The 24,616-nt window shown below is 39.0% G+C and carries 24 protein-coding genes; 14 read left to right on the forward strand and 10 right to left on the reverse strand.

What is annotated here, in order from left to right:
- Nucleotide 1 precedes the first annotated feature (1 nt).
- Nucleotides 2-598, forward strand: coding sequence for an undecaprenyl-diphosphatase (locus tag J576_RS16645; protein ID WP_002051940.1), 597 nt, complete (start codon nt 2-4; stop codon nt 596-598).
- Between the two features lie 317 nt (nt 599-915).
- The gene (locus tag J576_RS16650; RefSeq protein WP_002051912.1) at nt 916-1,869 is read left to right on the forward strand and encodes a TerC family protein; all 954 of its coding nucleotides are present in this window, start codon (nt 916-918) and stop codon (nt 1,867-1,869) included.
- Nucleotides 1,870-1,920: 51 nt separating this feature from the next.
- Here the strand turns inward: J576_RS16650 and J576_RS16655 are convergent, their stop codons facing one another.
- Nucleotides 1,921-2,544 carry a nucleotidyltransferase family protein gene (locus tag J576_RS16655; RefSeq protein ID WP_004884249.1) on the reverse strand — a complete coding sequence of 208 codons (624 nt, stop codon included), beginning with the start codon at nt 2,542-2,544 and terminating at the stop codon, nt 1,921-1,923.
- Nucleotides 2,545-2,680: 136 nt separating this feature from the next.
- Between J576_RS16655 and J576_RS16660 the strand changes: the two genes are divergently transcribed.
- From J576_RS16660 to J576_RS16690, 6 genes are all read left to right on the forward strand, one after another.
- Entirely contained in the window at nt 2,681-3,046 is a 366-nt protein-coding gene (locus J576_RS16660; RefSeq protein ID WP_002051864.1) for a hypothetical protein, read from the forward strand.
- A 21-nt stretch (nt 3,047-3,067) separates the two neighbouring features.
- A complete protein-coding gene (locus J576_RS16665; protein WP_002051921.1) occupies nt 3,068-4,228 on the forward strand; it encodes a glutathionylspermidine synthase family protein in 1,161 nt (386 codons plus the stop codon).
- A 291-nt stretch (nt 4,229-4,519) separates the two neighbouring features.
- Nucleotides 4,520-5,575, forward strand: coding sequence for a Rieske 2Fe-2S domain-containing protein (locus J576_RS16670; RefSeq protein WP_002051914.1), 1,056 nt, complete (start codon nt 4,520-4,522; stop codon nt 5,573-5,575).
- Between the two features lie 56 nt (nt 5,576-5,631).
- On the forward strand, nt 5,632-6,957 hold the full coding sequence (guaD, locus tag J576_RS16675) for a guanine deaminase (protein ID WP_002051896.1): 1,326 nt from the start codon (nt 5,632-5,634) through the stop codon (nt 6,955-6,957).
- 214 nt (nt 6,958-7,171) lie between these two features.
- Nucleotides 7,172-7,699 (forward strand): hypoxanthine phosphoribosyltransferase, encoded by a 528-nt coding sequence (gene hpt, locus J576_RS16685; RefSeq protein ID WP_002051884.1) that lies wholly within the window; start codon nt 7,172-7,174, stop codon nt 7,697-7,699.
- Nucleotides 7,700-7,871: 172 nt separating this feature from the next.
- A complete protein-coding gene (locus J576_RS16690; protein ID WP_000269732.1) occupies nt 7,872-8,123 on the forward strand; it encodes a GlsB/YeaQ/YmgE family stress response membrane protein in 252 nt (83 codons plus the stop codon).
- Nucleotides 8,124-8,169: 46 nt separating this feature from the next.
- Here the strand turns inward: J576_RS16690 and J576_RS16695 are convergent, their stop codons facing one another.
- Together J576_RS16695 and dmeF are read right to left on the reverse strand one after the other, a co-directional pair.
- Entirely contained in the window at nt 8,170-8,868 is a 699-nt protein-coding gene (locus J576_RS16695) for a DsbC family protein (protein WP_002051929.1), read from the reverse strand.
- 94 nt (nt 8,869-8,962) lie between these two features.
- Nucleotides 8,963-9,943 carry a CDF family Co(II)/Ni(II) efflux transporter DmeF gene (gene dmeF / locus J576_RS16700; RefSeq protein ID WP_002051857.1) on the reverse strand — a complete coding sequence of 327 codons (981 nt, stop codon included), beginning with the start codon at nt 9,941-9,943 and terminating at the stop codon, nt 8,963-8,965.
- A 42-nt stretch (nt 9,944-9,985) separates the two neighbouring features.
- On the opposite strand from dmeF, the gene J576_RS16705 reads away from it, so the two are divergent.
- Nucleotides 9,986-10,249, forward strand: a complete 264-nt coding sequence (locus J576_RS16705; protein ID WP_002051959.1) for a metal/formaldehyde-sensitive transcriptional repressor — start codon at nt 9,986-9,988, stop codon at nt 10,247-10,249.
- A 50-nt stretch (nt 10,250-10,299) separates the two neighbouring features.
- On the opposite strand, the gene mnmE is transcribed toward J576_RS16705, so the two are convergent.
- The 5 genes from mnmE to rpmH all read right to left on the reverse strand — a co-directional run bounded on the left by mnmE (nt 10,300) and on the right by rpmH (nt 14,401).
- Nucleotides 10,300-11,655: a tRNA uridine-5-carboxymethylaminomethyl(34) synthesis GTPase MnmE gene (gene mnmE, locus J576_RS16710; RefSeq protein ID WP_002051891.1), complete on the reverse strand. Its 1,356-nt coding sequence runs from the start codon at nt 11,653-11,655 to the stop codon at nt 10,300-10,302.
- 91 nt (nt 11,656-11,746) lie between these two features.
- Nucleotides 11,747-13,507 carry a membrane protein insertase YidC gene (yidC, locus tag J576_RS16715; RefSeq protein WP_002051882.1) on the reverse strand — a complete coding sequence of 587 codons (1,761 nt, stop codon included), beginning with the start codon at nt 13,505-13,507 and terminating at the stop codon, nt 11,747-11,749.
- A gap of 5 nt (nt 13,508-13,512) precedes the next feature.
- Complete coding sequence (gene yidD / locus J576_RS16720) at nt 13,513-13,833, reverse strand: membrane protein insertion efficiency factor YidD (protein WP_002051924.1); 321 nt, start codon at nt 13,831-13,833, stop codon at nt 13,513-13,515.
- A 10-nt stretch (nt 13,834-13,843) separates the two neighbouring features.
- Nucleotides 13,844-14,236, reverse strand: a complete 393-nt coding sequence (gene rnpA / locus J576_RS16725) for a ribonuclease P protein component (protein WP_002051908.1) — start codon at nt 14,234-14,236, stop codon at nt 13,844-13,846.
- 30 nt (nt 14,237-14,266) lie between these two features.
- Nucleotides 14,267-14,401, reverse strand: coding sequence for a 50S ribosomal protein L34 (gene rpmH, locus J576_RS16730; protein WP_000831329.1), 135 nt, complete (start codon nt 14,399-14,401; stop codon nt 14,267-14,269).
- A gap of 670 nt (nt 14,402-15,071) precedes the next feature.
- On the opposite strand from rpmH, the gene dnaA reads away from it, so the two are divergent.
- From dnaA to cybC, 5 genes are all read left to right on the forward strand, one after another.
- A complete protein-coding gene (gene dnaA / locus J576_RS16735) occupies nt 15,072-16,469 on the forward strand; it encodes a chromosomal replication initiator protein DnaA (protein ID WP_002051932.1) in 1,398 nt (465 codons plus the stop codon).
- Between the two features lie 97 nt (nt 16,470-16,566).
- Complete coding sequence (gene dnaN, locus J576_RS16740; RefSeq protein WP_002051938.1) at nt 16,567-17,715, forward strand: DNA polymerase III subunit beta; 1,149 nt, start codon at nt 16,567-16,569, stop codon at nt 17,713-17,715.
- 14 nt (nt 17,716-17,729) lie between these two features.
- The gene (gene recF / locus J576_RS16745) at nt 17,730-18,812 is read left to right on the forward strand and encodes a DNA replication/repair protein RecF (protein WP_002051877.1); all 1,083 of its coding nucleotides are present in this window, start codon (nt 17,730-17,732) and stop codon (nt 18,810-18,812) included.
- Nucleotides 18,813-18,864: 52 nt separating this feature from the next.
- Entirely contained in the window at nt 18,865-21,333 is a 2,469-nt protein-coding gene (gene gyrB / locus J576_RS16750; RefSeq protein ID WP_002051923.1) for a DNA topoisomerase (ATP-hydrolyzing) subunit B, read from the forward strand.
- 37 nt (nt 21,334-21,370) lie between these two features.
- Entirely contained in the window at nt 21,371-21,763 is a 393-nt protein-coding gene (gene cybC, locus J576_RS16755) for a cytochrome b562 (protein ID WP_002051901.1), read from the forward strand.
- Nucleotides 21,764-21,849: 86 nt separating this feature from the next.
- On the opposite strand, the gene J576_RS16760 is transcribed toward cybC, so the two are convergent.
- Entirely contained in the window at nt 21,850-22,407 is a 558-nt protein-coding gene (locus J576_RS16760; RefSeq protein WP_002051888.1) for a VTT domain-containing protein, read from the reverse strand.
- Between the two features lie 266 nt (nt 22,408-22,673).
- Nucleotides 22,674-24,605, reverse strand: a complete 1,932-nt coding sequence (locus J576_RS16765; protein ID WP_002051876.1) for an ATP-binding cassette domain-containing protein — start codon at nt 24,603-24,605, stop codon at nt 22,674-22,676.
- Nucleotides 24,606-24,616: the final 11 nt, after the last annotated feature.

The raw sequence follows: 24,616 nt of genomic DNA on the forward strand, positions 1-24,616 counted from the left end.
AATGTCTTTAGAAACACTCAACCTTAGCTTATTCCATGTCATCAATGGTGCTCAGGATGCGAGTCAATTTATCATTCGTCTTGCTATCTTTTTTGCTAATGATCTCCTGTATATTCTTTTATTCATACTTACATTTTTATGGTTTTATGGCGATCAAGATTTAAAAAATAGGGTCATTAAATCTGTCTTTTTAACCTGTGTATCACTTTTAGTGGGTTATATTATTTCTTTGTTTTATCACCATCCAAGACCGTTTGTGATGGGTATAGGCACCACGTTTATTGAACATGCGCCAACAGCGTCTTTTCCAAGTAATCATATGCTAATTTTTAGCACCATCGCGCTATCTTATTTATTTGCTCAGCGCAAAATAATTGGAATGATTCTTTTATTTTTGTCATTTGTGGTGGCATGGTCACGTATTTATTTAGGTGTGCATTTCCCTTTAGATATGTTGGGTGCTTTTATTGTCGCGCTATTGGTCAATACAGCCGGTTATTACTTTTGGAATGCTTACGGTACAGGTTTAACCGCATTCTTTATTCACCTTTACCAGATTATATGTAAACCACTTTTAGATCGTGGTTTGATTAAATAACCCATAGAACTTTTGGTATTCACACTACGACATTAAGTTCAGTTGCGTAATACAAAAAAATCTGCCATTCTATGTGAAATTGGATAGGTTTTATCCAATACAGAATTTAGTTTGACAAGGGGAGTAGCCTCCTCCAAACATAACAGCAATGTTATGTGTCAGATATCGTCAATACACTTTTATTAAAAAGTCGGTATCTGAGCATCGTGAAATTCATGATGTAGGCAAGACCTTGATCATGTTGATACAGATGTTTAATTCATCTGGCAACTGGTCGAGGTTTTTTTATGCCCAATTGCCGGATGTGAGGAGGATTTATGGAAACAATCGGCAATCTATGGCTGTACATAGCATTCTTTGGCATTGTCATTGTCATGCTTTTGATCGATTTCTTGGGCTTTAAGCAAAAACAAGGTCAAGACGTCTCAATTAAGCAAGCTGCTTACTGGAGCGTGGCGTGGGTAAGCGTCGCGGTCTTATTTGGTGGCGGTTTATGGCTTTATCTTCAACAAACGGTTGGGGTGACCTTAGCAAACCAAAAAACCATGGAATACTTTGCAGGTTACTTACTTGAAAAGTCCCTCGCGATTGACAACGTTTTCGTCTGGTTAATGATTTTTGCGGCATTTGCTATTCCAGCGGCACTACAACGTAAAATTTTGCTCTACGGCGTATTAGGCGCAATCGTACTGCGTACTCTCTTTATTTTCATTGGTGCATGGTTCGTTCAAGAGTTCTCTTGGGTGCTTTATATTTTCGGTGCGTTCTTGGTATATACAGGCTTCAAGTTCTTAAAAGGCCAAGAAGAAGAAACCAATATCGAAGACATCAAAGTTTTAAAGTGGCTACGTAAGCACATGCGTATTACGCCGCAGCTTGAAGGTGACAAATTCTTTGTACGTCAAAATGGTCTATTGTGGGCAACGCCGTTATTTCTAGTTTTAATTTTAGTTGAAGCTTCAGACGTAATTTTCGCGGTAGATTCTATTCCTGCTATTTTCGCAGTAACGAGTGATCCATTTATTGTTTTAACGGCGAACTTAATGGCAATTTTAGGTTTACGCGCAATGTTCTTCTTACTTGCTGGCGCTGCTTCTAAACTGCATTACTTGCCATATGGCTTAGGCATTATCTTATTGTTCATTGGTGCAAAAATGTTGTTGCTTGATGTATTCCATATGCCAATCTGGATCTCGTTAAGCTTTATTGTCATAGTGTTAGCAATCACTGCTTACCTTTCTTTACGACACAATAAGCGACACATCTCATAGAATCTTTACTTACATAATATTAAAGGGCTTTCATAGAAAGCCCTTTTTAAATTAGGAATTGACTATTTTTAATTTTGGCCATTGTTGTAACCAATTTTTGCTTTCTACACGATTTTTGAAAGTCTGATAACTAACTAGAGCTGAATTCCAACGTAAATTCAATTCAAATAAATCTGATAAGCCAAAAGGTGCAATTATTTCTAAATTACCGAATGTGTCGAAACGTATTGCTATAGCTGTTGCTGTTTCTGACCATAATGATAATGCTTCCTCAATCGAAGTTAATGGTTGAATTTTTTCACCATTATCTTTACGGTACCATGTATGTACCAAAGCCTGATTAACAACATCCCAATCTTGATTTGGAAATTTGCTTTTTAAATCACTTTGCAACTTTTTTTGATAACTATCATCATATTCATTAGCATTATAATAAATCACATCCATATCACTTGTATTTAAATCATAAGTTTTGCCATGTAAATATGACCAAACAGTGTTTCTCACCGCACCAGCACTTAAATAAACTTTTGGATGCAATTGAGAAATGATAGCTAATATCTTTAATAAACAAGGAGATTTCATCACCAAATCAATAAAATCTTGTTGATAATTATTATATATATTGGTCATATTTTGAAAAATACTAAAGACATCCACCATGTAATAGTACATAGAAGCTCTGTACTTTAAAAGCGCTGATCAATATCATATGCCAACTAAAAATTTATCTTTCCTAATCAGAAACATAATAGATAACAGCAATTCGGTATTTCATGCCGAACATATTTATTAAAATGTGTGGAGTCTCATGCGTTCTAAAAAAATTAATCTTGTCGTGGTCCCTTTATTACTCACGGCATGTAGCCATAAAGATGGTCCTTTAGTACAAGATGTATATAACAACCAATATGACTGTGCTCGCGACTGGAATAATGAAACTTGTAAACAAGAAAATAGCTCAAGTGGACATGGTTCTAGTTATGTTGGTAGCCGCTATTTAGGTCCTTCGTATTATCGAAATAATCGGGAAGTTTCTTTTCACGGGAATACCTTACATCCTTACAGCAACTTGAGTGTAGGTCACCCCATTATTTCAAGTACGGCGAAAAGCGCATCTTCTTCATCCCCAATTCGTGGGGGTTTTGGTCGTAGCGGCTTCTCTTTCGGCGGCTAACTCCTCAGGCATTCACTGAATATGAAAAGAAAAATATTTACTCCACGTCCAGACTGGCAAGTGGAGCATCAAAATATTGGTTTCGATTATTTTAATTTACCTTCTCTCGATGGCTCAATTTACTGGTCTGAAGGGGTTGCTTATGAATTTACGCTTAAGCAGATTGAACAACTTGAAGATGCAGCAAATGAACTGCATCAGATGTGTTTATCGATAGTAGGAGACCTCATTCAACGGGGTAACTATCCTGTTTACTTTCAAATTCCCGAAACCGCTATAAGCCATATTGAACATTCATGGAAACAAAATGCTCCGATGCTGTATGGCCGCTTTGATTTCGCTTACGATGGGCGAAATATCAAAATGCTGGAATATAACGCCGACACACCGACTGGCTTACTTGAAGCTTCTGTCGCGCAGTGGCTGTGGATAGAACAAGTCTCGGGTATTTCAAACCGAGACCAGTTCAATAGCATTCATGAAGATCTGATTAAACGCTGGAAGACAATTTTACCGCGGGGTAGCCATGTGCATTTTGCTGCCTGTCAGGAAGCGGGAAGGGAAGACTGGGGCAATTTAGAGTACTTGATGGATACCGCTTACCAAGCTCATCTACAAGTTTCTGAGCTTTCTATGGAGAACATAGGCTGGAACGGGCAAGATTTTGTTGATCTCCATAATCAGCCCATTCAAAACATATTTAAACTCTATCCATGGGAATGGATCTGGGAAGAAGCATTTTCTCAATATATCCACCCACAAACACAATGGATAGAACCTTGCTGGAAAATGCTACTTTCAAATAAGGCGATTCTGGTTGAGCTTTGGAAGCGTTATCCAAACCATCCATTATTAGTCGAATCCCATACCTATAACCCGCAGCAAAGTTTGTCCGGTAAATGGGTGAAAAAGCCAATTTTGGCAAGGGAAGGTGCCAATATTCGAGTTTTACAAGACGGCCATGACCAAGGCACGGCTTCTGGTAGCTTTTATTTTGATGACTATGACAAATATGGTTATGTCGTACAGAAATGGGTAGACACCCCATTATTTTCAGGACAACTGCCTACACTCGGTTTATGGATGGTCGGACATCAATGTGCAGGCATGTCTATTCGTGAAGATTGTTATGACATTATTGGTAATGACGCCCATTTTGCAGCGCATTATTTTGTCGATTAATAAACACCTAGACAGATATAAAAAAGCACTTTTTAGGTGCTTTTTTATTGTGCCCTCAACGCAATCAATCAGTGCATTCTAAGTACATAGCGAATAATAAACTTTAGGTTTTAAAGTTAAATTAGAACAAAAATTCAAAAATAGTATTAATTAACCTCATGTATTTTAATATTTTTATCTAATTTATTTTCTTAAAAATCAATATTGGCAAGCTCTTTGCATCTCCAAAAAAGAAAAAAGCCTAGATTTTAGGGGCTCGTGAGAGCCCTGATTTTTTTAAGGAGTGATGCCATGAATGCGATTCCAACTTTAACGCCGCTTGCCATGCCGTGTAACAGCAGTTTTGATGCAAAAGATTGGGAAATTTTATCGAGCCATTGGTATCCGGTAGCGCGTATTCAAGATGTCTCTACTGCGCCTCAACGAGTCACACTACTAGACGTCAATATGGCACTCTACCAGACAGAAAGTGGTGAAATTCATCTGGTCCGCGATATTTGTCCCCATCGTGGCGTGCCTTTAACCAAAGGTTGGGTTGATGGTGAGGAGATTGTGTGTCCTTATCACGGTCTACGTTACAACACCGAAGGGAAATGTACCCAAATACCAGCTCAACCTGAGCTAACCAAAATTTCTGATCGTTTTTCTCTAACTAAATTTCCGGTTGTGCAAAGATACGGTCTCATTTGGACCAGTATTCATGGTCGTGATATTACTCAAGCCAATATTCCTGTATTAGATACTTGGGATGATGCAGAGCATCAAGCAATTTTGCCACCTTTTGTGGATATTGGTGGCTCTAGCGGTCGTCAGCTTGAAGGGTTTATCGATGTCGCTCATTTTGCATGGGTGCATCACAACGCCTTTGCGAATCGTGATAATCCCATCGTCCCTAAATATCACACTGAACGTACCAACTACGGCTTAAAAACGGTCTATATCAGCAATGTCAGTAATTATCCGCATGAGCTAAAACATCTCGAACCAGAAGGCTTTTTGTGGAAGCGTACTTTTGAGGTTTATCCGCCATTTTTTGCCGTGCTTACTGTCGATTTCCCAGAAAGTGGAGTCTTAAAAATTTTGAACACCTGTTGTCCTATCTCAAGTAATAAGACCCGTTTATTTGTTCCACTCACACGTAACTTTGACCAAACAGGTGATTTAGAAAAAGTATATGCATTTAATGCGCAAATTTTTGCCGAAGACCAAGACATGGTCGAATCACAAAAACCAGAAGAACTACCGCTCGATCTAATGATGGAAGCACATTTTGAAGCAGATCGTTCATCAACGACTTATCGACGGATTTTGGCTGAATGGGGACTAAGTAAACGTTATACCGTTTAAATCTTGGCTAACTGGGGTACAATCAATCGAAAAAAGTGAAAATATATAGGCTATCCATGTCATTGATCGCAAATACCACCGTTGTGCGTGGTCGTTTTTTAGATATTCAACAAACTGTCTCTGAGCCAACTGATATTCCAAATCAAGTACGTTATTTGGAAGATGGTGTATTGATTAGTGAACATGGAAAGATCAAATGGTTTGGTGCATGGTCAGACGCTCAACAACATCTACCTGCTGGAGTTGAGGTTCAACATTATCCAGAACAATTGATTGTACCTGGCTTTATTGATACGCATATTCACTTCCCGCAAACCGAAATGGTTGGAGCTTACGGCGAACAACTTTTAAGCTGGCTCAACACCTATACGTTCCCAACCGAAATCCAGTTTCAAGACAAAGCATATGCAAGCGAAATTGCCCAGTTCTTTATTCAGGAACTCTTAAAACACGGCACAACCACAGCACTGGTGTTCTGTACTGTTCATCCCGAGTCTGTTGATGCCTTATTTGAAGCCGCAGAGCGCGTTCAGATGCGTTTAATTGCCGGTAAGGTACTCATGGACCGTAATGCCCCTGAAGCGCTGTGTGACACGCCAGAAACAGCTTACAGCGATACTAAAGCACTCATTGAAAAATGGCATGGTAAAGGCCGTGCTCTGTATGCGATTACGCCACGATTTGCACCGACTTCTACACCTGAGCAATTAGAAAGAGCAGGGCAGCTAAAACAAGAATTTCCAGATGTTTATGTCCATACACATTTAAGTGAAAACAAAGATGAAATCGCTTGGGTGAAATCTTTATTTCCGGAACAAGCTGGCTATTTAGATGTTTATCAACACTATGGCCTAACTGGTAAACGTTCTGTGTTTGCGCATTGTGTTCACTTAGAAGATGAAGAATGGCAATGTATGCATGATACACAATCGGCTATCGCATTTTGCCCAACTTCAAACCTGTTCTTAGGTAGTGGTTTATTCCCATTGAAAAAAACTTGGGAAAAGCAAGTCAAAGTAGGTTTGGGGACAGACATTGGTGCAGGTACTTCGTTTAGCTTACTGCAAACTGTTAACGAGGCTTATAAGGTTCAGCAATTACAAGGTGATAAACTTTCAGCTTATGAAGCGCTTTATCATGCAACCTTAGGCGGAGCAAAAGCGCTTGATTTACAAGATCAGTTAGGCAACTTCAACATCGGTAAAGAAGCAGACTTTATAGTACTCAACCTAAAGCCAACAGCATTACAGGAGCTTCGCCAGTCTAAATCCAAATCTGTTGAAGATTCACTGTTTGCATTATTCACTTTAGGTGATGACCGTAATATTGAGGCGACTTATATTTATGGAAACCGTGCTTATCAAAAAGAAACAGCCAAATAAAAAAGGCATTGTTAAGTTTTTGTTATTATTTGGAATATGTGCTCTTGCATTAAAGCATGATCGACATAATCCGCAAAATGATAAAATTTCAGACCCATCAAAGGGTGCATGAAACGTCATTTTGCTTTAAAATTTTACCATTAACTCAGATTTTCGAGGTGTTGCAGGTCAACACCTTTTTTATTTTTTCTTTTATATCTTGTAGGAATCTGCCATGACTGTTGCAATGAGCATCATGATTTCAACCGAAGAAATTCAAGCAAAAGTCAAAGAGCTCGGCGAGCAAATCAATTCTCATTATGCAAATAGTGACAAAGAATTGGTTCTGATTGGTCTACTTCGTGGTTCTGTTATTTTCATGGCAGACTTATGCCGTACCATTACCAAACCGCACGAACTCGATTTCATGACAGTGTCTAGTTACGGCGGCGGTACCACTTCAAGTCGAGACGTTAAAATCTTAAAAGATCTTGACGGTGAAATTCGTGGTAAAGATGTGCTGGTGGTTGAAGATATTATTGACTCTGGCAACACCTTAAGCAAAGTTGTGGAAATGTTGCAAACTCGCGAACCAAATTCGATTCAATTATGCACATTAGTGAGTAAACCATCACGCCGTGAAATTGATCTCGAAGTTAAGTTTTTAGGTTTTGAAGTTGAAGATCGGTTTATTGTAGGCTATGGCTTAGACTACGACCAGAAATATCGTCACTTGCCATTTATTGGTGAGATTGGGTTATAAATTTCATAAAAATGGCACCATAAGGTGCTATTTTTTTATATAACGTTTTAGCTTTGAACAAAAAAGACACAAAAAGTCGCAATCTGCTACAGACAAAACAGTTGGCTCTGTCGCACGATAGAATATGAAGCAAAATCATTAACTTCATCAAAAAAACAACTGGAGAACAAATATGTGGTCACTTATTGTTGCTATTGTGGTTGGTTTCTTCGCAGGCTTAATTGCACGTGCTTTACATCCTGGTGATGATAAAGCAGGTTTTATCGTTACTACTTTAATTGGTATCGCAGGTTCACTTTTAGCCACTTATGGTGGTCGTTTACTTGGTCTTTACGGAGAAAATTCAGCTGCGGGCTTTATCGCTTCCGTAATTGGTGCAGTCATCATTTTGTTTATTTACAACTTGATTGCACGAAAAAGCTAAACTTCAGTTCATTCATAAAAAAAGCACCTAATGGTGCTTTTTTTATTTACAGGCCTAGCTCTTTCCAAACTTCCTGAATTTCTTCAGCAGACCTTGCACCTACTAGTTTAAAACCGTTTGCAAAAATTAGGGTAGGAGTAGCATTAAAACCTAATTTTCTTCCAAGTTCCAAGTTCCGATCAATTGGGTTTGCGCAGCTCGCAACTGTTGGTTTTACACCTTGTTCAATCAATTTCTTCCAAGAGTATGACTGGCTCGGTGCACACCAAACTTGTCTCGAAACGACAATAGACTGAGGTTTTAAAGGGTAAATAAACGTGTAAATTGTTACATCTTTAAGTTTATCGAGTTCAGGTTCAAGTTTTTTACAGTAAGGGCAATTCGGATCAGAAAATACAGCTAAAACATGCTGACCATTACCTTTGACCGTTTTAATGGCATCTTTTAAAGGTAATTGCTTCCAATCAATTGAGTTTTGTCCTAGAACTAAGTCTTTGGTTAAATTTTTCTGGTCCTTTAAGCGGATCATAGAGCCTACCAGCATATGCTGACCATCTTCACCAAGATAAATGATTTGTTGATCGAGATTGGCGCTATATAACCCAGGCATTTCGGTTTTTTGAATATTGCTAATTTTTAAATTAGGATATTGTTTTTTAATATTTTCCCGAACTGTATCTACATTAGCGAAACTTAAACTTGTTGTTAGACTAAATAATACTAATATTCCTAATTTTTTAAACATAAAACCGACTCGAGGACAAGAGAGTAAACATTTTAGTCAGTTCCGTTAATGAAAACAGAACTGATTACCGAGATATAACCAAACTTCTACCCAGTTATGCTAATGTTTCACGTGGAACATAAATAGGTTTTAAAGTATTAATTTCTACCGATATATGCACGATTTCATCATGAACCGATAAAGCATGACGAATCTGGTCTGCATTCAAAGAAATATCGTCAGTTTCGAGCGCTAAAATACAAGAAAATTTACCTTTCGCGACTTTCCAGACATGAATATCTGTAATTTCAACATGTTTTGGAAATTCGGCTATTACTTCCCGAATTTCTTCAACTACCGGATGATCCATTTCAGCATCTAGAAGAGTTTTTCCTGTCTCTTTCATTAAACCAAATGACCACTTTGCAACTAAAATAGCGCCTAAAATCCCTAAAAGTGCATCTAAAAAATCCCATCCAAAATACTTACCGGCACACAGCGCAACAATTGCAAAAACAGAAGTCACAGCGTCTGCAACCACATGTAAAAATGCAGCTTTTTGGTTCAAATCATGGTGATGAGGCCGATGCTCATGGTGATGGTGATGGTGATGGTGATGGTGATGGTGACCATCATCATGAAGTAACCAAGCACAAATCAAGTTAACAATTAAACCTAAAATTGCAATTGGAATAGCTTCGTTATAAAAAATCTCAACTGGATTCAATAAACGTTGAAATGACTGAAAAGCCATAATAATAACGACAACCATAAGCAAAATTGCACTGCTATAGCCGGCTAAAACCTCAATCTTCCACGTCCCAAAACTAAAACGATGGTCTTTTGAATAATGTTGAGCTGCGCGATATGCAAAATAGGCTAAACCGAGCGCCAACATATGTGAGCTCATATGCCATCCGTCAGCCAAAAGTGCCATCGAGTTAAAAAACCACCCTCCAAATATCTCTAAAACCATCATGGAAGCCGTTAAAATGGTTGCAATCAAAATCCGTTTTTGTGCTAAGGGATTTCCTTCATCAAACTGATGTTGATGATGACGTGATACACTATGATCCTGCATAAAATTTAAATCCAATATACTCCCTACCAGTATATTAAATTCTACAAGAGAAAACAGATGAGTCACATTGGTCAGGATAAAAAAATTCTTAATCGTGTAAAACGGTTAAAAGGACAAATCAACAGCATTGAAAATGCGATAGAACAAGCAGAATCTTCATGTATCGATATTTTGCAGCAAGTTGCAGCCATAAAAGGTGCTATAAACGGTTTAATGAGTGAATTAATGGAACAGCACTTACATCATCATGTGCTTAAAGGTGCAGAAATCGATCAAAATGAGCTAGAAGAATTTTTAAAAGTTTTAAAAAGATATGGCTAAAAGAAAGTTCTGGATGACACAACAATACGTATCATCCAGATTATTTAAAATTATTTTCCAATGCAGAACGAACCGAAGATTTTGCCTAATAGATCATCGGCACTAAAGTCTCCAGTAATTTCACCTAAAGCATTTTGAGCAAGACGTAGTGATTCAGCAACGAGTTCACCAGCATTAAATACAACAAGTTGCTCACGTGCCTCTGCCAAATAGAGCTGAGTACGCTTCATTGCGTCTAAATGACGAGTTCTCGCAATAAATGTATCTTCCTCAGGGTGAAAGCCTGCATGCGCTGTAATCGCATCTACGAGGCCTTGTACACCCATCTCTTGTTTTGCTGAAACTGTAATATGACGGAATCCTTGATAATCACCTATTTCGGCAGATTGACCAGTTAAATCACATTTATTGCCGATTAACATGAGACGACGCGGTTCAATATGTTCAGCAAAGTATTCTTGAGCGAGTTGTAATGGGTCATCACCTTGATTTAAATCGTAGACCAATAACAGCAGATCGGCCTGCTCAATTTCTTTGATTGCACGGCGAATACCTTCTTTCTCGACCACATCTCCCGTTTCACGAAGACCTGCTGTATCAGTCAAGGTAATTGGTAAACCATTTAAGCTAATTTTTTCATGCAAAACATCACGAGTCGTACCAGCAATGTCCGTTACAATCGCTCGTTCTACACCAGCAAGCGCATTTAACAAGCTCGATTTACCCGCATTTGGTTTACCCGCAATCACAACCTGTAGACCTTCACGGAGTAATTGCCCTTGTCGTGCAGAAGTTTGAACGGCATGCACCGACTGTTGAACATCTTCCAGTAAAGCTAAAATTTTGCCATCAGCCAAAAAATCAATTTCTTCTTCTGGAAAATCAATCGCAGCTTCTACGTGCAAACGTAAATGAATCAGTTTTTCTAAAACTGTATTAATTTTTGTTGAAAATGCACCTTGCAGAGAACGAACTGCCGAACGAGCCGCAGCTTGAGAGGTGGCATCAATTAAATCGGCAATAGCTTCCGCTTGTACCAAATCCATTTTGCCATTTTCAAAAGCTCGCATGGAGAATTCCCCAGCTTTTGCAGCAATCGCACCCAGCTCGAATAGACGGCCAAGGAGAGCATTTTGAATGACTGGACCGCCGTGCCCCTGTAACTCGACAACATCTTCACCAGTAAACGAATGCGGATTTGGAAAGCATAGGACAATCCCTTCATCCATAATGCTTCCATCAGCATCATAAAACTTACGAAACCCTGCCATACGCGCTTCAGGCAAGTTTTTTTGTGTCAGTTTTTGAGCCATATCATAGGCCTTAGGTCCAGATAAGCGAATCACGCCCACTCCGCCACGCCCTGGTGGCGTTGCAATTGCAGCAATTGTGGTTTGACTTTGCATATTATTCACCTAAAAAACCTAAAATACAGCCAAAGAAAAATCCGCCTAAGATTACCATCTTAAGCGGATTGATTCAGCAAAAGTTCAACGATTAAGATGCTGATTCCGTCTTGTTTAGACGACTTTTCTCAACACTCTTGTTAATAAACCATTGCTGTAAAATGGTAATACTGTTGTTCACAATCCAGTACAACACTAGACCCGCAGGGAAGAACAACATAAATACCGTGAACATAATCGGCATAATGCGGAATACTTTCGCTTGCATTGGATCAGCTGGTTGCGGGTTCAACATTTGCTGAGCAAACATTGTCGCACCCATAATTAACGGCAAGATGAACCAAGGATCCATTGCAGATAAGTCTTGAATCCAGCCTAACCATGGTGCATGACGTAATTCCACACTTTCCATGAGTACCCAGTACAACGCAAGGAAAATTGGCATTTGTAGCAATAACGGCAAACAACCAGACAATGGGTTCACTTGTTCACGTTTATAAAGGGCCATCATTTCTTGCGAGAAGCGCATACGGTCTTCACCGAACTCTTCTTTCATGCGTTGCATTTCTGGTGCAATCACACGCATTTTCGCCATAGAACGATAACTTTTTGAAGATAAAGGCCATAAAATCATCTTCACCATAATGGTAAGTAAGATGATTGACCATCCCCAGTTGCCTACAATGCTATGGAAGAATTGAAGACCTAAGAACAATAACTTCGCAATTGGCCATAACCAACCATAGTCCACAGTCTGGTTCAGACCGACAGCTAAATCTTTTAATTCAGATTGTACTTTAGGACCTGAATAAAGCTTTGCATCTACTTCCATTGAAGTGCCAGCTGGAACATTAATTACTGGCGAAGTAAAGCCAATAATATTCATATGATCAGCAGACTGACGTGATTCAAGCTTAGCAACATAAGGCTGACCATTTGCTTGAGTCAGTTTAAGGTTTCCTGGAATCCAAGCACTTACAAAATAGTGCTGAACAATCGCAACCCACCCACCTTTAGCATCAGCATTTAATTTTTCTTCTGAGAAATTAGCAAACTTAAGCTTGTTATAGTGTGAATCAGGCGTACCCCAAGCTCCCCCTAAGAACGTCCCTAGAGTGAAAATACCTTGAGAAGACTTACCAGGATCCTCAGAGTTATCACGCTTTAACTGTCCAAACATCTGACCTTGCCAGTTTTGTTGGCTACGGTTAATCACTTGATGGCTTACAACAATCGGGTATTGACCTTGGGTAAAGGTGAAAGTTTTAATAATTTCAACACCTTCTGGTGTTTTAAATACCATTGGTACGCTTAAAACTTTTTCAGACTGTCCCTTTTGATCCTGCACACCCTTAACATCAGCCAAAGTATATGATGTTTTTTCAACCGCATATAACGGACGACCACCACGACTACTATCTGGTCCATTCAAACCAATTAAGCCAGACTGAGCAACATATGTACGCTTGGCATCATTTTCAAGCATAACAAAAGGTTGATTACTGTCTTTGCTTTTGTCGTGAGAGAGTAATTCAATACGAACAATATCACCACCTTTTGGATTAATCCAAAGATGATAAAGGTCAGTTTGTACTGAAATAAGCTGTTGATTCACAGGTGCTGTCGCATCTGTGGTTTGTGACTGCGCAATATTTGCTTGTGGCACATCGGAAGCCACTGTTGCAGTTTTAGCATTTGGCAAATCAGCAGATATTTCATGTGAACTTACAGCCGCCGCTTGTTGTTGCGGTGCAGTTGCAGCATTTCCATAATCTTTTTGCCAAGCCAAAATGAGCAAATATGCGGTGACAAACATGGCCCCGAGAATTGCAAACCTGGCCCATTGTTGCATATCTATTACCCCAAATGGTTAGAGAGATTTTGCTTCATTAAACGATCACGAAAGGGTACAGCAACATGATGCGTTTGAGAATCTATTTGATGAAACGAAATAAAACGAATTGCTTTTGGCGGTACCGGATCATATCCGGAGCCTCCCCATGGATGACATCTGCAAATACGTTTAGAAGATAGCCAAACGCCTTTGATTGCACCATGAGTTTGTAATGCTTCTATCGCATATTGGGAACAAGTTGGGATATAACGACAACGGGGTCCAAGAAGCGGACTAATCGCAATTTGATACAGTCGAATGAACCAACGCAAAATACGAACCATTGGTCATCTCTTAATTTTGCGAGGTTGGGACAACTTTAGAATGTTTTTTTGCCAAGCGTTGTAATTTTTGCCAAGCAAAATCTAATTGTTGATATAGCTCAGCGTTCGTAATCGTTTCTATACCAACTTTAGGCATTACAACAACATCTATGTCTAACCCAAATTTCGGCTGATTTAGACGAAAGCTCTCACGAGCAAGACGCTTTATTCGATTTCTTTCATGCGCACGGCGCACTTTTTTCTTAGCAACAACAATACCCAAACGGCTATTAGGCTGTTCGGTGAATTTTGCAAGAAATAAAAAATGGGGTTGATGCACTTTAAAAAGCGCACCATCAAATACACTTTTATAATCTGCAGCACAGCGTACACGACGTTCTGTGCTAAAACTGTAAAGTGCCATCACACCCAAGTCTGGTCAGCGTAACAGTAATTAAACAGTTAAGCTATGACGACCTTTTGCACGACGACGAGCTAATACTTGACGACCAGCTTTAGTTGCCATACGAGCACGGAAACCATGAACGCGTTTACGCTTTAATTCAGATGGTTGGAAAGTACGTTTCATATCGAAACTCCCAAAAATGATCTTTCTATAAAGGTCCGCGATTTTATTGTGCAATGTTTACTCTGTCAATGATAAACAGAGAAAGTTTTGTATTTAAGTCAAATTTTTAGTTCTTCATCCTCTCTTTATATTAAGTCAATTTTTATCATTTAAAAGTTATACACAAAGTAATTGTTTATTTTTATTATGACTTTTAAGATATACACTTCTTATTTACACACTTATCAACAAACCTAGATGTGAAATGAGTTTGGATTTGGTATATTTGAATTTAAATTCATATTTTTTAGTTATCCACAATTGGAAGTGACCCTATTAAATAAATTCAAATTTTAAAATTTAAATTTATTCTTATTAGTGTGGACTTTTTCTGTGGATTTGATGGTTTTAAATTTAAAAAACATATATTTGAACTGTTGATAACTCTGTTTTTATTATCTTTATGGATTGTGGATAAGTTTATGTGATAATTTATCCACAGGATGTGCAAAAAGTTATACACAATTGGTTTTGAATTTAAATTTATTCACAAGAGATTTCTTTTTAGTCAAAATCAACTGAATTCGTCATGACAGATGTGGATAACTTGGGTAGAATGGCGACCCCTTCTCATCAGGAAGGGTTAATCTTTAAATGATTTGAATTTAAAACGCAGACATAGGGGATACACATGCTTTGGACAGACTGCTTAACTCGCTTGCGACAAGAGCTCTCTGATAACGTCTTTGCGATGTGGATTCGCCCTTTAGTAGCTGAAGAAGTAGAGGGTATCCTACGTCTATATGCCCCTAATCCTTATTGGACACGTTATATTCAAGAGAATCATTTAGAGTTAATATCTATATTGGCGGAACAATTGTCTGAGGGACGTGTACGTCAGGTTGAAATCTTGGTCGATTCGCGTCCTGGTAGTATTTTGTCTTCTAATGAACAACCAGCAACAACTACAGCTGCTTTACAAAGTGCACCAGTTTCACAACCTACTAAGGTTAAAAGAGAACCAGAACCTGTTGCTAACCCTGCAGTTAGTTCGAAAACTTCAAAAAAGAAACTATTAAACCCACAATTTACTTTTTCGCTATTTGTTGAAGGCCGTTCTAACCAAATGGCAGCGGAAACTTGTAGAAAAGTATTAACACAATTAGGTGCTTCTCAACATAACCCTTTGTTTTTATATGGTCCAACGGGTCTTGGTAAAACTCACTTAATGCAAGCGGTTGGTAATGCTTTACTGCAAGCTAAGCCAAATGCGAGAGTCATGTATATGACTTCGGAAAGTTTTGTACAAGATTTTGTGAGTTCATTACAAAAAGGAAAGGTTGAAGAGTTTAAGAAAAATTGTCGTTCTTTAGATTTGTTATTAGTGGATGATATTCACCTTTTGGCTGGTAAAGAAGCTAGTCTTGTTGAATTCTTTTATACATTTAACGCCTTACTAGATGAATCTAAACAAATTATTTTAACGTCTGATCGATATCCTAAAGAATTAACAGAACTTGATCCACGATTGGTTTCTCGTTTTTCTTGGGGACTTTCAGTAGGTGTTGAACCACCAGATATTGAAACACGAATCGAAATTCTACTTAAAAAAGCTGAGAATAGTGGCGTTGATTTGCCTAGAAACTGCGCATTATTTATTGCACAACAAGTGGTAGCAAACGTACGTGAACTTGAAGGTGCTCTTAATAAAGTTGTCGCAATTTCACGTTTTAAAGGTGCGCCAATCGACCTTGATGTTGTGCGAGAGTCTTTAAAAGATGTATTGGCAATCCGTGCTCGTACAATCAGTGTGGAAAATATCCAGCGTGTAGTGAGTGAATATTTCCGTATTCCTCTAAAAGAACTGGTAGGTCCAAAACGGACACGAATTTATGCTCGACCACGCCAATTGGCAATGGGGCTTGCCCGTGAGTTGACTGGTGATAGTTTTCCGGAAATTGGAATGGCTTTTGGTGGGCGAGACCATAGTACCGTGATGCATGCTTGTGAAAAAGTGGTCAGTTTGCGGGAAGAAGATCCTATCTTTGACGAAGATTATAAGAATTTACTACGTCTTCTTCAGAGTTAATGAAATCATAAGACGTTGTTGCAAAGTCTCCATAAGTGCAGCATAGTACACAGCTAAAAAATGAAATGTTTGCTCCAAGTTGCTAGAGGAATGAATCGTGCGTTTGAAAATCGCTAAAGAAAGTTTACTCAATGTTTTATCGCATGTTGTCGGTGCGGTAGAACGTCGTCATACCTTGAATATTCTTTCAAACGTCAAAATTCAGACTAATGGTCAAGCACTCACCATTACTGGTTCGGATTTAGAAGTTGAACTGGTGGCGAGCACTGCTTTATCAGAAGGGGCGTGTCTTGAAGCAGGTGAAACGACGGTTCCTGCTCGTAAGTTAATGGACATTTGTAAGTCTTTGCCTACCGCTGCATTGATTGATTTACAAATTACTGAAGATCAAAGATGTATTTTAAAGTCTGGTAATAGCCGTTTTGTATTAGGTACTTTACCAGCAGAAGATTACCCGTTGTTAAATACTGAGAATAGCCAAGGTACGCAAGTACAGGTGACTCAACGTGAACTAAAGCGTTTATTTGAAAAAACTGCTTTTGCAATGGCTGTACAAGATGTACGTTTTTATTTAACTGGTACTTTGTTAGAAATTGATGAAAATCAATTGCGTGCAGTCACAACTGATGGCCACCGTCTTGCCCTTTGTGAAATTTTGGCCTCTTCTAGTTCGTCTCAATTAGTACAAGCAATTGTGCCTCGTAAAGCTGTTGGTGAACTACAACGCTTACTTAGTATTGAAGATGAGCAACTCACTTTGCTTATTGGTCGTGAATTATTAAATGTAACGATTAATACGCCAAGCCGTGATAAAGAACAAGGTGATATTACAGTTCGTTTTACGACAAAATTGATTGATGGGAAATTCCCAGACTACCGCCGTGTGATTCCACGTGGTGGCGATAAACATGTTTTGATTGGTCATGACGTATTTAAACAATCATTACAACGTGTCGCAATTTTAAGTAATGAGAAATTACGTGGTGTGTTCTTAAACTTTAATCAGGATTCTTTACAGCTTCGTGCAAATAACCCTGAACAAGATGAAGCGATTGAGGATTTAGCAATCCAATATCAAAATACCCCATTAGAAATGTCATTTAATGCTCAATATTTACTTGATGTGTTGGGTGTATTAGATGGTGATGATGTAAATATGAGCATGACTGAAGCGAACCAGTCGGTATTAGTGCAAGATCCTGCTCATCCTGACCAGACTTATGTTGTTATGCCGATGCGTGTCTAAACTGGTTTAATTCTATGCATCTTACGCGCTTAAACATAGAACGCGTGCGTAATTTAAAAACGGTTGCACTCCATGGTTTGCAACCGTTTAATGTTTTTTATGGCGCTAACGGTTCGGGTAAAACATCAATTTTGGAAGCGATCCATTTACTTGCAACAGGTCGCTCATTCCGCACACATATCCCAAAAAACTATATTCAATATGAGGCTGACGACGCGATTGTGTTTGCTCAGTCAGCAACTGAAAAAATTGGTATGCAGAAACTCGCTTCTGGCGAGCAGTTGATGAAAGTGAATGGAGATACAGTGGCCACCCAAGGTCAACTCGCCAAATTACTCCCTTTACAACATATTGATCCACAAAGTACAGATATTATTGACCATGGTGCTAAGCCAAGACGTCAGCTTTTAGATTGGCTAATGTTCCACGTGGAACCTGAGTTTTATTTTGCTTGGCAGTATTACTCTCGAGCTTTAAAACAGCGAAATACTTTACTCAAAACAAGACGCAATCTTTCTTTGGTTGACTTAGAGCCGTGGAACAAAATGTTGAGTGATTATGGTGAAATTTTACACTCACAGCGTTTAAGTATCGTAGAACAATGGAACGTATATTTCCAAAATGATTTAAGACAGTTACTGCCTGATTTAGAGATTGAGCTGGAATATAGCCCCGGTTTTCATACAGAGCAGGGGCTCATGCAAGACTTGCTGAATCAGCATCAAAAAGACATTGAAAGACGTTATACAGAGTATGGTCCACATCGGGCAGATTTGCGCTTAAAAACACCTTTTGGACACGCCGATGATGTTTTATCAAGAGGTCAGAAAAAACTCCTGATTATTGCCTTAAAACTGTCACAAATTGCAATGTTGCATGCGAGTAATAAGGAAACTGTGGTATTATTAGATGATCTGACAGCAGAATTAGACTTAACCGCACAACAACGTTTAATTGAACGATTAAGCCAACTTGGTAGCCAGGTTTTTATGACAACTTTAGATCATGCATCGGTAAAAAAACATTTACATGATCTGTCTATTTCATATCAATTATTCAGTGTTGAATCCGGTCAAGTTAGTCTTGCTTCACCATAATTTTTTGATGTTAACCATCTTTGAATAAACCTATATTTGCTAGGGAGAAACCATGAGTTCAGAGTCTCAATCAGCCTCTCAAACAGAACAAACCAATGAAAAGGCTTATGATTCCTCTAGTATTAAAGTATTACGTGGATTAGATGCAGTTCGTAAACGTCCGGGCATGTATATTGGGGATACAGACGACGGTACCGGTTTACACCATATGGTATTCGAGGTTGTCGATAACGCAATCGATGAAGCCTTAGCGGGTCACTGTGATGAAATCATTGTCACGATTCACGAAGATGAATCGGTGAGTGTTTCAGATAATGGCCGTGGTATTCCAACTGATATTCACCCTGAAGAAGGTGTATCCGCAGCAGAAGTTATTCTTACCATTCTGCATGCAGGCGGTAAGTTTGATGATAACAGCTATAAAGTTTCAGGTGGTTTGCACGGTGTAGGTGTATCAGTCGTAAATGCACTGTCTAGTAAATTACATTTAATTATTAATCGTGCTGGCCAAATTCATGAACAAGAATACCATCATGGGGATCCGCAATATCCATTACGTGTGATTGGTGAAACGGATAACACAGGTACGATTGTACGCTTCTGGCCAAGTGCAGAAACTTTTAGTCAAACCATTTTTAACGTTGAAATTTTAGCGCGCCGCTTACGTGAACTTTCTTTCTTAAATGCTGGTGTACGTATCGTTTTACGTGATGAGCGTATTAATCTTGAACATGTTTATGACTATGAAGGTGGTTTATCTGAGTTTGTTAAATACATTAACGAAGGTAAAAATCATCTGAACGAAATTTTCCATTTCACGGCTGATGCAGATAACGGCATTGCTGTAGAAGTTGCATTGCAGTGGAATGATAGTTATCAAGAAAATGTTCGTTGTTTCACAAACAACATTCCACAAAAAGATGGTGGTACACACTTAGCAGGTTTCCGTGCGGCATTAACGCGTGGCTTAAACCAATATCTTGAAAATGAAAACATTCTCAAGAAAGAAAAAGTGAATGTGACTGGTGATGATGCGCGTGAAGGTTTGACTGCTATTATTTCGGTTAAAGTTCCTGATCCAAAATTCTCTTCTCAAACGAAAGAAAAATTGGTATCGAGTGAGGTAAAACCAGCAGTAGAGCAAGCAATGAACAAAGAGTTCTCTGCTTACTTACTAGAAAACCCGCAAGCTGCAAAATCAATTGCTGGTAAGATTATTGACGCTGCTCGTGCACGTGATGCTGCGCGTAAAGCGCGTGAAATGACACGTCGTAAGAGTGCATTAGATATCGCAGGCTTGCCAGGTAAATTGGCTGACTGTCAGGAAAAAGATCCGGCACTTTCTGAATTATATCTTGTCGAGGGTGACTCTGCGGGTGGTAGTGCCAAGCAAGGTCGTAACCGTAAAATGCAAGCTATTTTACCTTTGAAAGGTAAAATCTTGAACGTTGAACGTGCCCGCTTTGACAAAATGATTTCGAGTCAGGAAGTCGGTACATTAATTACAGCACTTGGCTGTGGTATTGGCCGTGAAGAATATAACCCTGACAAGCTTCGTTATCATAAAATTATTATTATGACCGATGCCGACGTCGATGGTTCGCACATCCGTACATTGTTATTAACGTTCTTCTTCCGTCAAATGCCGGAGCTGGTTGAACGTGGTCATATCTATATTGCACAGCCACCTTTGTATAAACTGAAAAAAGGTAAGCAAGAGCAATATATTAAAGATAATGATGCCTTGGAAACTTATTTAATTTCAAATGCAATTGATGAGCTTGCTTTGCATATTAGTGCAGAAGCACCTGCAATTACAGGTGAAGCATTAGCAAAAGTGATCCAAGACTATCAAGTTTCACAAAAGAGCTTACAACGTTTAACGTTGCGTTATCCAGCAAGCTTACTTGATGCATTACTTGAAGTAGATGCCTTTAAAGCTGATCAGAACCATGACCAGGCTTATGTACAGCAATGGGCTGATCAAGTACGCGAAGCAGTACAAAGACTACAGCCAAGTTTGCGCCCTGAAATTACGCTTGAAACCTTCGAGCGTGAAAATGCTCAAGGCGAGAAAACAGCGCATTATTGGCCACGTGTGACGGTATATGTCCATAACTTGCCACATGCTTACTTACTTGATGCTGGTTTATTAAACTCAGCAGAATATGCACGTTTATTGAAGAACTCTAAGAGTTGGTTCAACTTAATTGAAGATGGTGCATATTTACAGAAGGGTGATCGCCGTATTCAAGTGGCTAACTTCCATCAGGTATGGCAGCACATTCTGCAAGATTCGCGTCGCGGTATGATGATCCAGCGCTATAAAGGTCTGGGTGAGATGAATGCTGAACAGCTTTGGGAAACCACAATGGACCCTGAAAACCGTAATATGTTACAGGTGACTATTGATGATGCAATCGAAGCCGATCGTATGTTCTCATGCTTAATGGGTGATGACGTTGAACCACGTCGTGCCTTCATTGAAGAAAATGCATTAAATGCAGATATTGATGCTTAATTGATAGCTAGATTCTAAATCAGTCTAAGGAGAGAAGATGATGAGTCAAAACTTTATAGCAAGTATGCTGATTTCATGTGCAGCTTTAGTGAGTCATTCTGCATTTGCAGCTGACTTGGAAGCTGACATGAAAACTTTAGCAAAGAGCACAAAAGCCTTTGCTGAAGCGAAAGATCTCAATAACGCAAAACAGCAGCTTGTGATTATGCGTCAGGCTGCATTATCTTCAAAAAAATCTTTACCTCATAAGTTAGAAGGTTTACCGCCGGAAAATGTACAGGTAAAACAATATCAAGCGGGTTTAGATCAGTTGATTGCTGAAATTGATCGAGTTACTGTATTGGTTGATAAGGGCCAATTAGACCAAGCAAAATCAGAAGCAATTAATCTGGTTAATATCCGTAATGAAAACCACAAAAAATTTAGATAGATTCATTTTTATCTAAAAAATAAAGGGAATGATTGATTCATTCCCTTTATTTTTTGATCTATTTAAGTGTACTAAACTTAAATAGATTAATTTTCTACTAAATCTGTAACCTGAATGAGCGCGTGGCCAAACAAATATCCTGCTGTTAAGAGAATACAAATCCACAAAATAGCTCCAGCGACATTATAGATTAAAAATTTTCCATAACTCATATTGCTAGAGCCTGCAGCTAATGGTGCAAAAGAACGTGCAAAAGGTATAAAGCGTGCCAGAAGAATAGTTTTCCCACCGTGTTGCAAGAAATAACGGTTGGTTTTATTTAAATATTCTTTCTTAATAAAGCGTGATTTTGCTTCAAAAATACGGTTACCAAAATGACGACCAATAGAGTAGTTCACAATATAGCCTAGGGTGGCAGCTACGGTAAGCAAAGTAATCATATAACCCAGATGCATCATTTCAATTACTGAGCAAAGTGCCCCTACAGTTAGAAGTAAACTATCTCCAGGCAAAAAGAACATAAATACAAAAGCTGTTTCAGAAAAAATAATCAAAAAGAGTATGGCATAGACCCATGCGCCATACTCCTGAATTAAAATAGGTAAAAAATGTTCAAAATTAGTAATAAAATCAATAAAATTCATTCAGTTTGTCTGATCCCGAATTAAATACCTACTCAAGAAGGGTAAAAACGAAGTTACAGAATTTAGTTAAATTATCTGTGTATGGCAACCCTTAAGATGTAGCTTAAGTCTTATATGTTATCAAATTTGAATCTATCTCAAAAATTTAACAGCTGAATGAAATATTATTAGAAGTCATTCAAATTTTTATATAGTAGCGCAAATAAAGCTCTGATTTGAACTAAAAGCCAGTACTGGTCCTTAAAAATACCAGTACTGGCAAGAACTTAGTTTTCGAAAGAGGCTTCCATTTCCTCAAGTTCCATCATGAGTTCTAAAAGTTGCTCTTCATGTTGTTCAAGTTTAGCCTTCAACTCGGTTTGTTCATTCATCAATTTCAGCAAATCGTCTTTACGATTCGCTTCATATAATGAGCTATCTGCTAAAGCTTCTTCAATTTCAGCAAGTCGCGGTTGAAGCTTTTCAATTTGTGATTCAACCTTCTCAATGTTTTTACGAATAGGTCGAGTCTGTTCACGACGGCGTGCGGCTTCTTTACGCTGTGCTTCTTTATCAACTTTAGTTGGAGCAGGAGCAGCAGATGATGAGTTATTTGCTGCTACAGCAGTTTGAGCATTGATTTGCTGCTGACGTGCTTCACGTAACCATTTAGCATAATCCTGCAAATCACCTTCAAATTCGGTACATTTGCCGCCGTGTACTAAAAGAAGTTCATCACACACACTGGCAATAAGTTGACGTTCGTGAGAAACCAGAACGACAGCACCTTCAAAATCTTGTAAAGCCATGCTCAGTGCATGACGCATATCAAGATCTAAATGGTTCGTTGGCTCATCGAGAATTAAAACATTTGGACGCTGCCATACAATCAGTGCTAGAGCCAAACGAGCGCGCTCACCGCCAGAAAAGCTTTCACATGGTGTATCCATGCGTTCACCACTAAACCCAAAACTACCAAGGAACGAGCGTAAGGTGGCTTCACTAATTTGTTTATCTGCCAAACGTGCAAGCTGTAGCATCGGGCTAGCATGGCCATCTAAAGCATCCATTTGGTGCTGTGCGAAGTAGCCAATATTAAGCAACTCCGAAGCTTTACGTTCACCTGCTAGAAGTGGTAAATCACCGACCAAGCTCTTAATCAAAGTTGATTTACCTGCGCCGTTCATACCAAGTAAACCAATACGTGAGTTCGGTGTAATTTGAAGTTTAATTTTTTCAGCAATTTGCTTATCGCCATAACCTATGCTGGCATGGTCTAAAGTCAGCAAAGGTGAACTCATTTTGGTCGGTTCACGGAAACTAAAAGTAAACGGCGTATCGACATGAGCAGGGGCGAGTTGTTGCATACGCTCAAGTTGTTTAATACGGCTTTGTGCTTGACGAGCTTTAGTTGCTTTTGCTTTGAAACGGTCAATAAATTTTTGTAGGTGAGCACGGGTTTCTTGCTGCTTCTCGAAGGCTTGTTGTTGTTGTGCTAAGCGTTCACTTCGAGTTGTTTCAAAAGTGGAGTAATTACCCGTGTAAAGCGTGAGTTCCTGATTCTCAATATGGAGAATATGATCTGTAATTGCATCTAAAAAGTCGCGGTCATGCGAAATGAGGATGAGAGTACCTTCATAGGCTTTAAGCCAATCTTCTAACCACAAAATTGCATCTAAATCTAAGTGGTTGGTTGGTTCGTCTAGTAATAATAAATCGGAACGGCTCATTAATGTACGCGCCAAGTTTAAGCGCATACGCCATCCACCAGAAAAGCTAGCAACGTTTAAACGTAATTGATGTTCTAAAAACCCTAAGCCAGCCATAAGCTGGGCAGCTTTAGATGGTGCTGAATAACCGTGAATTTCATCAAAGCGGCCATGTAGTTTAGCCAAGTCTGAATCTGTGAGTTGATCTGGTTGAGCAAGCTTATTTTGAATATCCCAATATTCTTCATCACCAGAAAGAACAAAATCGAGGGCAGGCATGTCTAGAGCTTTAACTTCTTGAGCCATATGCGCCACAGTCCAGACTGAAGGGCGAGTAAGTGTACCTTCATCTGCGCCTAAGCTGCCCAGTAATGCTGCAAATAATGTTGATTTACCTGCACCATTGACCCCAGTCAGACCAATCTTCCAACCTGGGTGTAATTGCATAGACGCTTTTTGAAAGAGAACACGTCCACCGCGGCGTAAAGAAACTTGGTCAAATTGAATCATCTTGTCTTATC

Source organism: Acinetobacter sp. 766875, from assembly GCF_000582055.1.
Taxonomy (GTDB): Bacteria; Pseudomonadota; Gammaproteobacteria; order Pseudomonadales; family Moraxellaceae; genus Acinetobacter; species Acinetobacter nosocomialis.

Bases quoted from the DNA above. Each gene is read 5' to 3' on its own strand.
- J576_RS16645 (WP_002051940.1), top strand. From the start codon at position 2: ATGTCTTTAGAAACACTCAACCTTAGCTTATTCCATGTCATCAATGGT.
- J576_RS16650 (WP_002051912.1), top strand. From the start codon at position 916: ATGGAAACAATCGGCAATCTATGGCTGTACATAGCATTCTTTGGCATT.
- J576_RS16655 (WP_004884249.1), bottom strand. From the start codon at position 2,544: ATGTACTATTACATGGTGGATGTCTTTAGTATTTTTCAAAATATGACC.
- J576_RS16660 (WP_002051864.1), top strand. From the start codon at position 2,681: ATGCGTTCTAAAAAAATTAATCTTGTCGTGGTCCCTTTATTACTCACG.
- J576_RS16665 (WP_002051921.1), top strand. From the start codon at position 3,068: ATGAAAAGAAAAATATTTACTCCACGTCCAGACTGGCAAGTGGAGCAT.
- J576_RS16670 (WP_002051914.1), top strand. From the start codon at position 4,520: ATGAATGCGATTCCAACTTTAACGCCGCTTGCCATGCCGTGTAACAGC.
- guaD (WP_002051896.1), top strand. From the start codon at position 5,632: ATGTCATTGATCGCAAATACCACCGTTGTGCGTGGTCGTTTTTTAGAT.
- hpt (WP_002051884.1), top strand. From the start codon at position 7,172: ATGACTGTTGCAATGAGCATCATGATTTCAACCGAAGAAATTCAAGCA.
- J576_RS16690 (WP_000269732.1), top strand. From the start codon at position 7,872: ATGTGGTCACTTATTGTTGCTATTGTGGTTGGTTTCTTCGCAGGCTTA.
- J576_RS16695 (WP_002051929.1), bottom strand. From the start codon at position 8,868: ATGTTTAAAAAATTAGGAATATTAGTATTATTTAGTCTAACAACAAGT.
- J576_RS16705 (WP_002051959.1), top strand. From the start codon at position 9,986: ATGAGTCACATTGGTCAGGATAAAAAAATTCTTAATCGTGTAAAACGG.
- mnmE (WP_002051891.1), bottom strand. From the start codon at position 11,655: ATGCAAAGTCAAACCACAATTGCTGCAATTGCAACGCCACCAGGGCGT.
- yidC (WP_002051882.1), bottom strand. From the start codon at position 13,507: ATGCAACAATGGGCCAGGTTTGCAATTCTCGGGGCCATGTTTGTCACC.
- yidD (WP_002051924.1), bottom strand. From the start codon at position 13,833: ATGGTTCGTATTTTGCGTTGGTTCATTCGACTGTATCAAATTGCGATT.
- rnpA (WP_002051908.1), bottom strand. From the start codon at position 14,236: ATGGCACTTTACAGTTTTAGCACAGAACGTCGTGTACGCTGTGCTGCA.
- rpmH (WP_000831329.1), bottom strand. From the start codon at position 14,401: ATGAAACGTACTTTCCAACCATCTGAATTAAAGCGTAAACGCGTTCAT.
- dnaA (WP_002051932.1), top strand. From the start codon at position 15,072: ATGCTTTGGACAGACTGCTTAACTCGCTTGCGACAAGAGCTCTCTGAT.
- recF (WP_002051877.1), top strand. From the start codon at position 17,730: ATGCATCTTACGCGCTTAAACATAGAACGCGTGCGTAATTTAAAAACG.
- gyrB (WP_002051923.1), top strand. From the start codon at position 18,865: ATGAGTTCAGAGTCTCAATCAGCCTCTCAAACAGAACAAACCAATGAA.
- cybC (WP_002051901.1), top strand. From the start codon at position 21,371: ATGATGAGTCAAAACTTTATAGCAAGTATGCTGATTTCATGTGCAGCT.
- J576_RS16760 (WP_002051888.1), bottom strand. From the start codon at position 22,407: ATGAATTTTATTGATTTTATTACTAATTTTGAACATTTTTTACCTATT.
- J576_RS16765 (WP_002051876.1), bottom strand. From the start codon at position 24,605: ATGATTCAATTTGACCAAGTTTCTTTACGCCGCGGTGGACGTGTTCTC.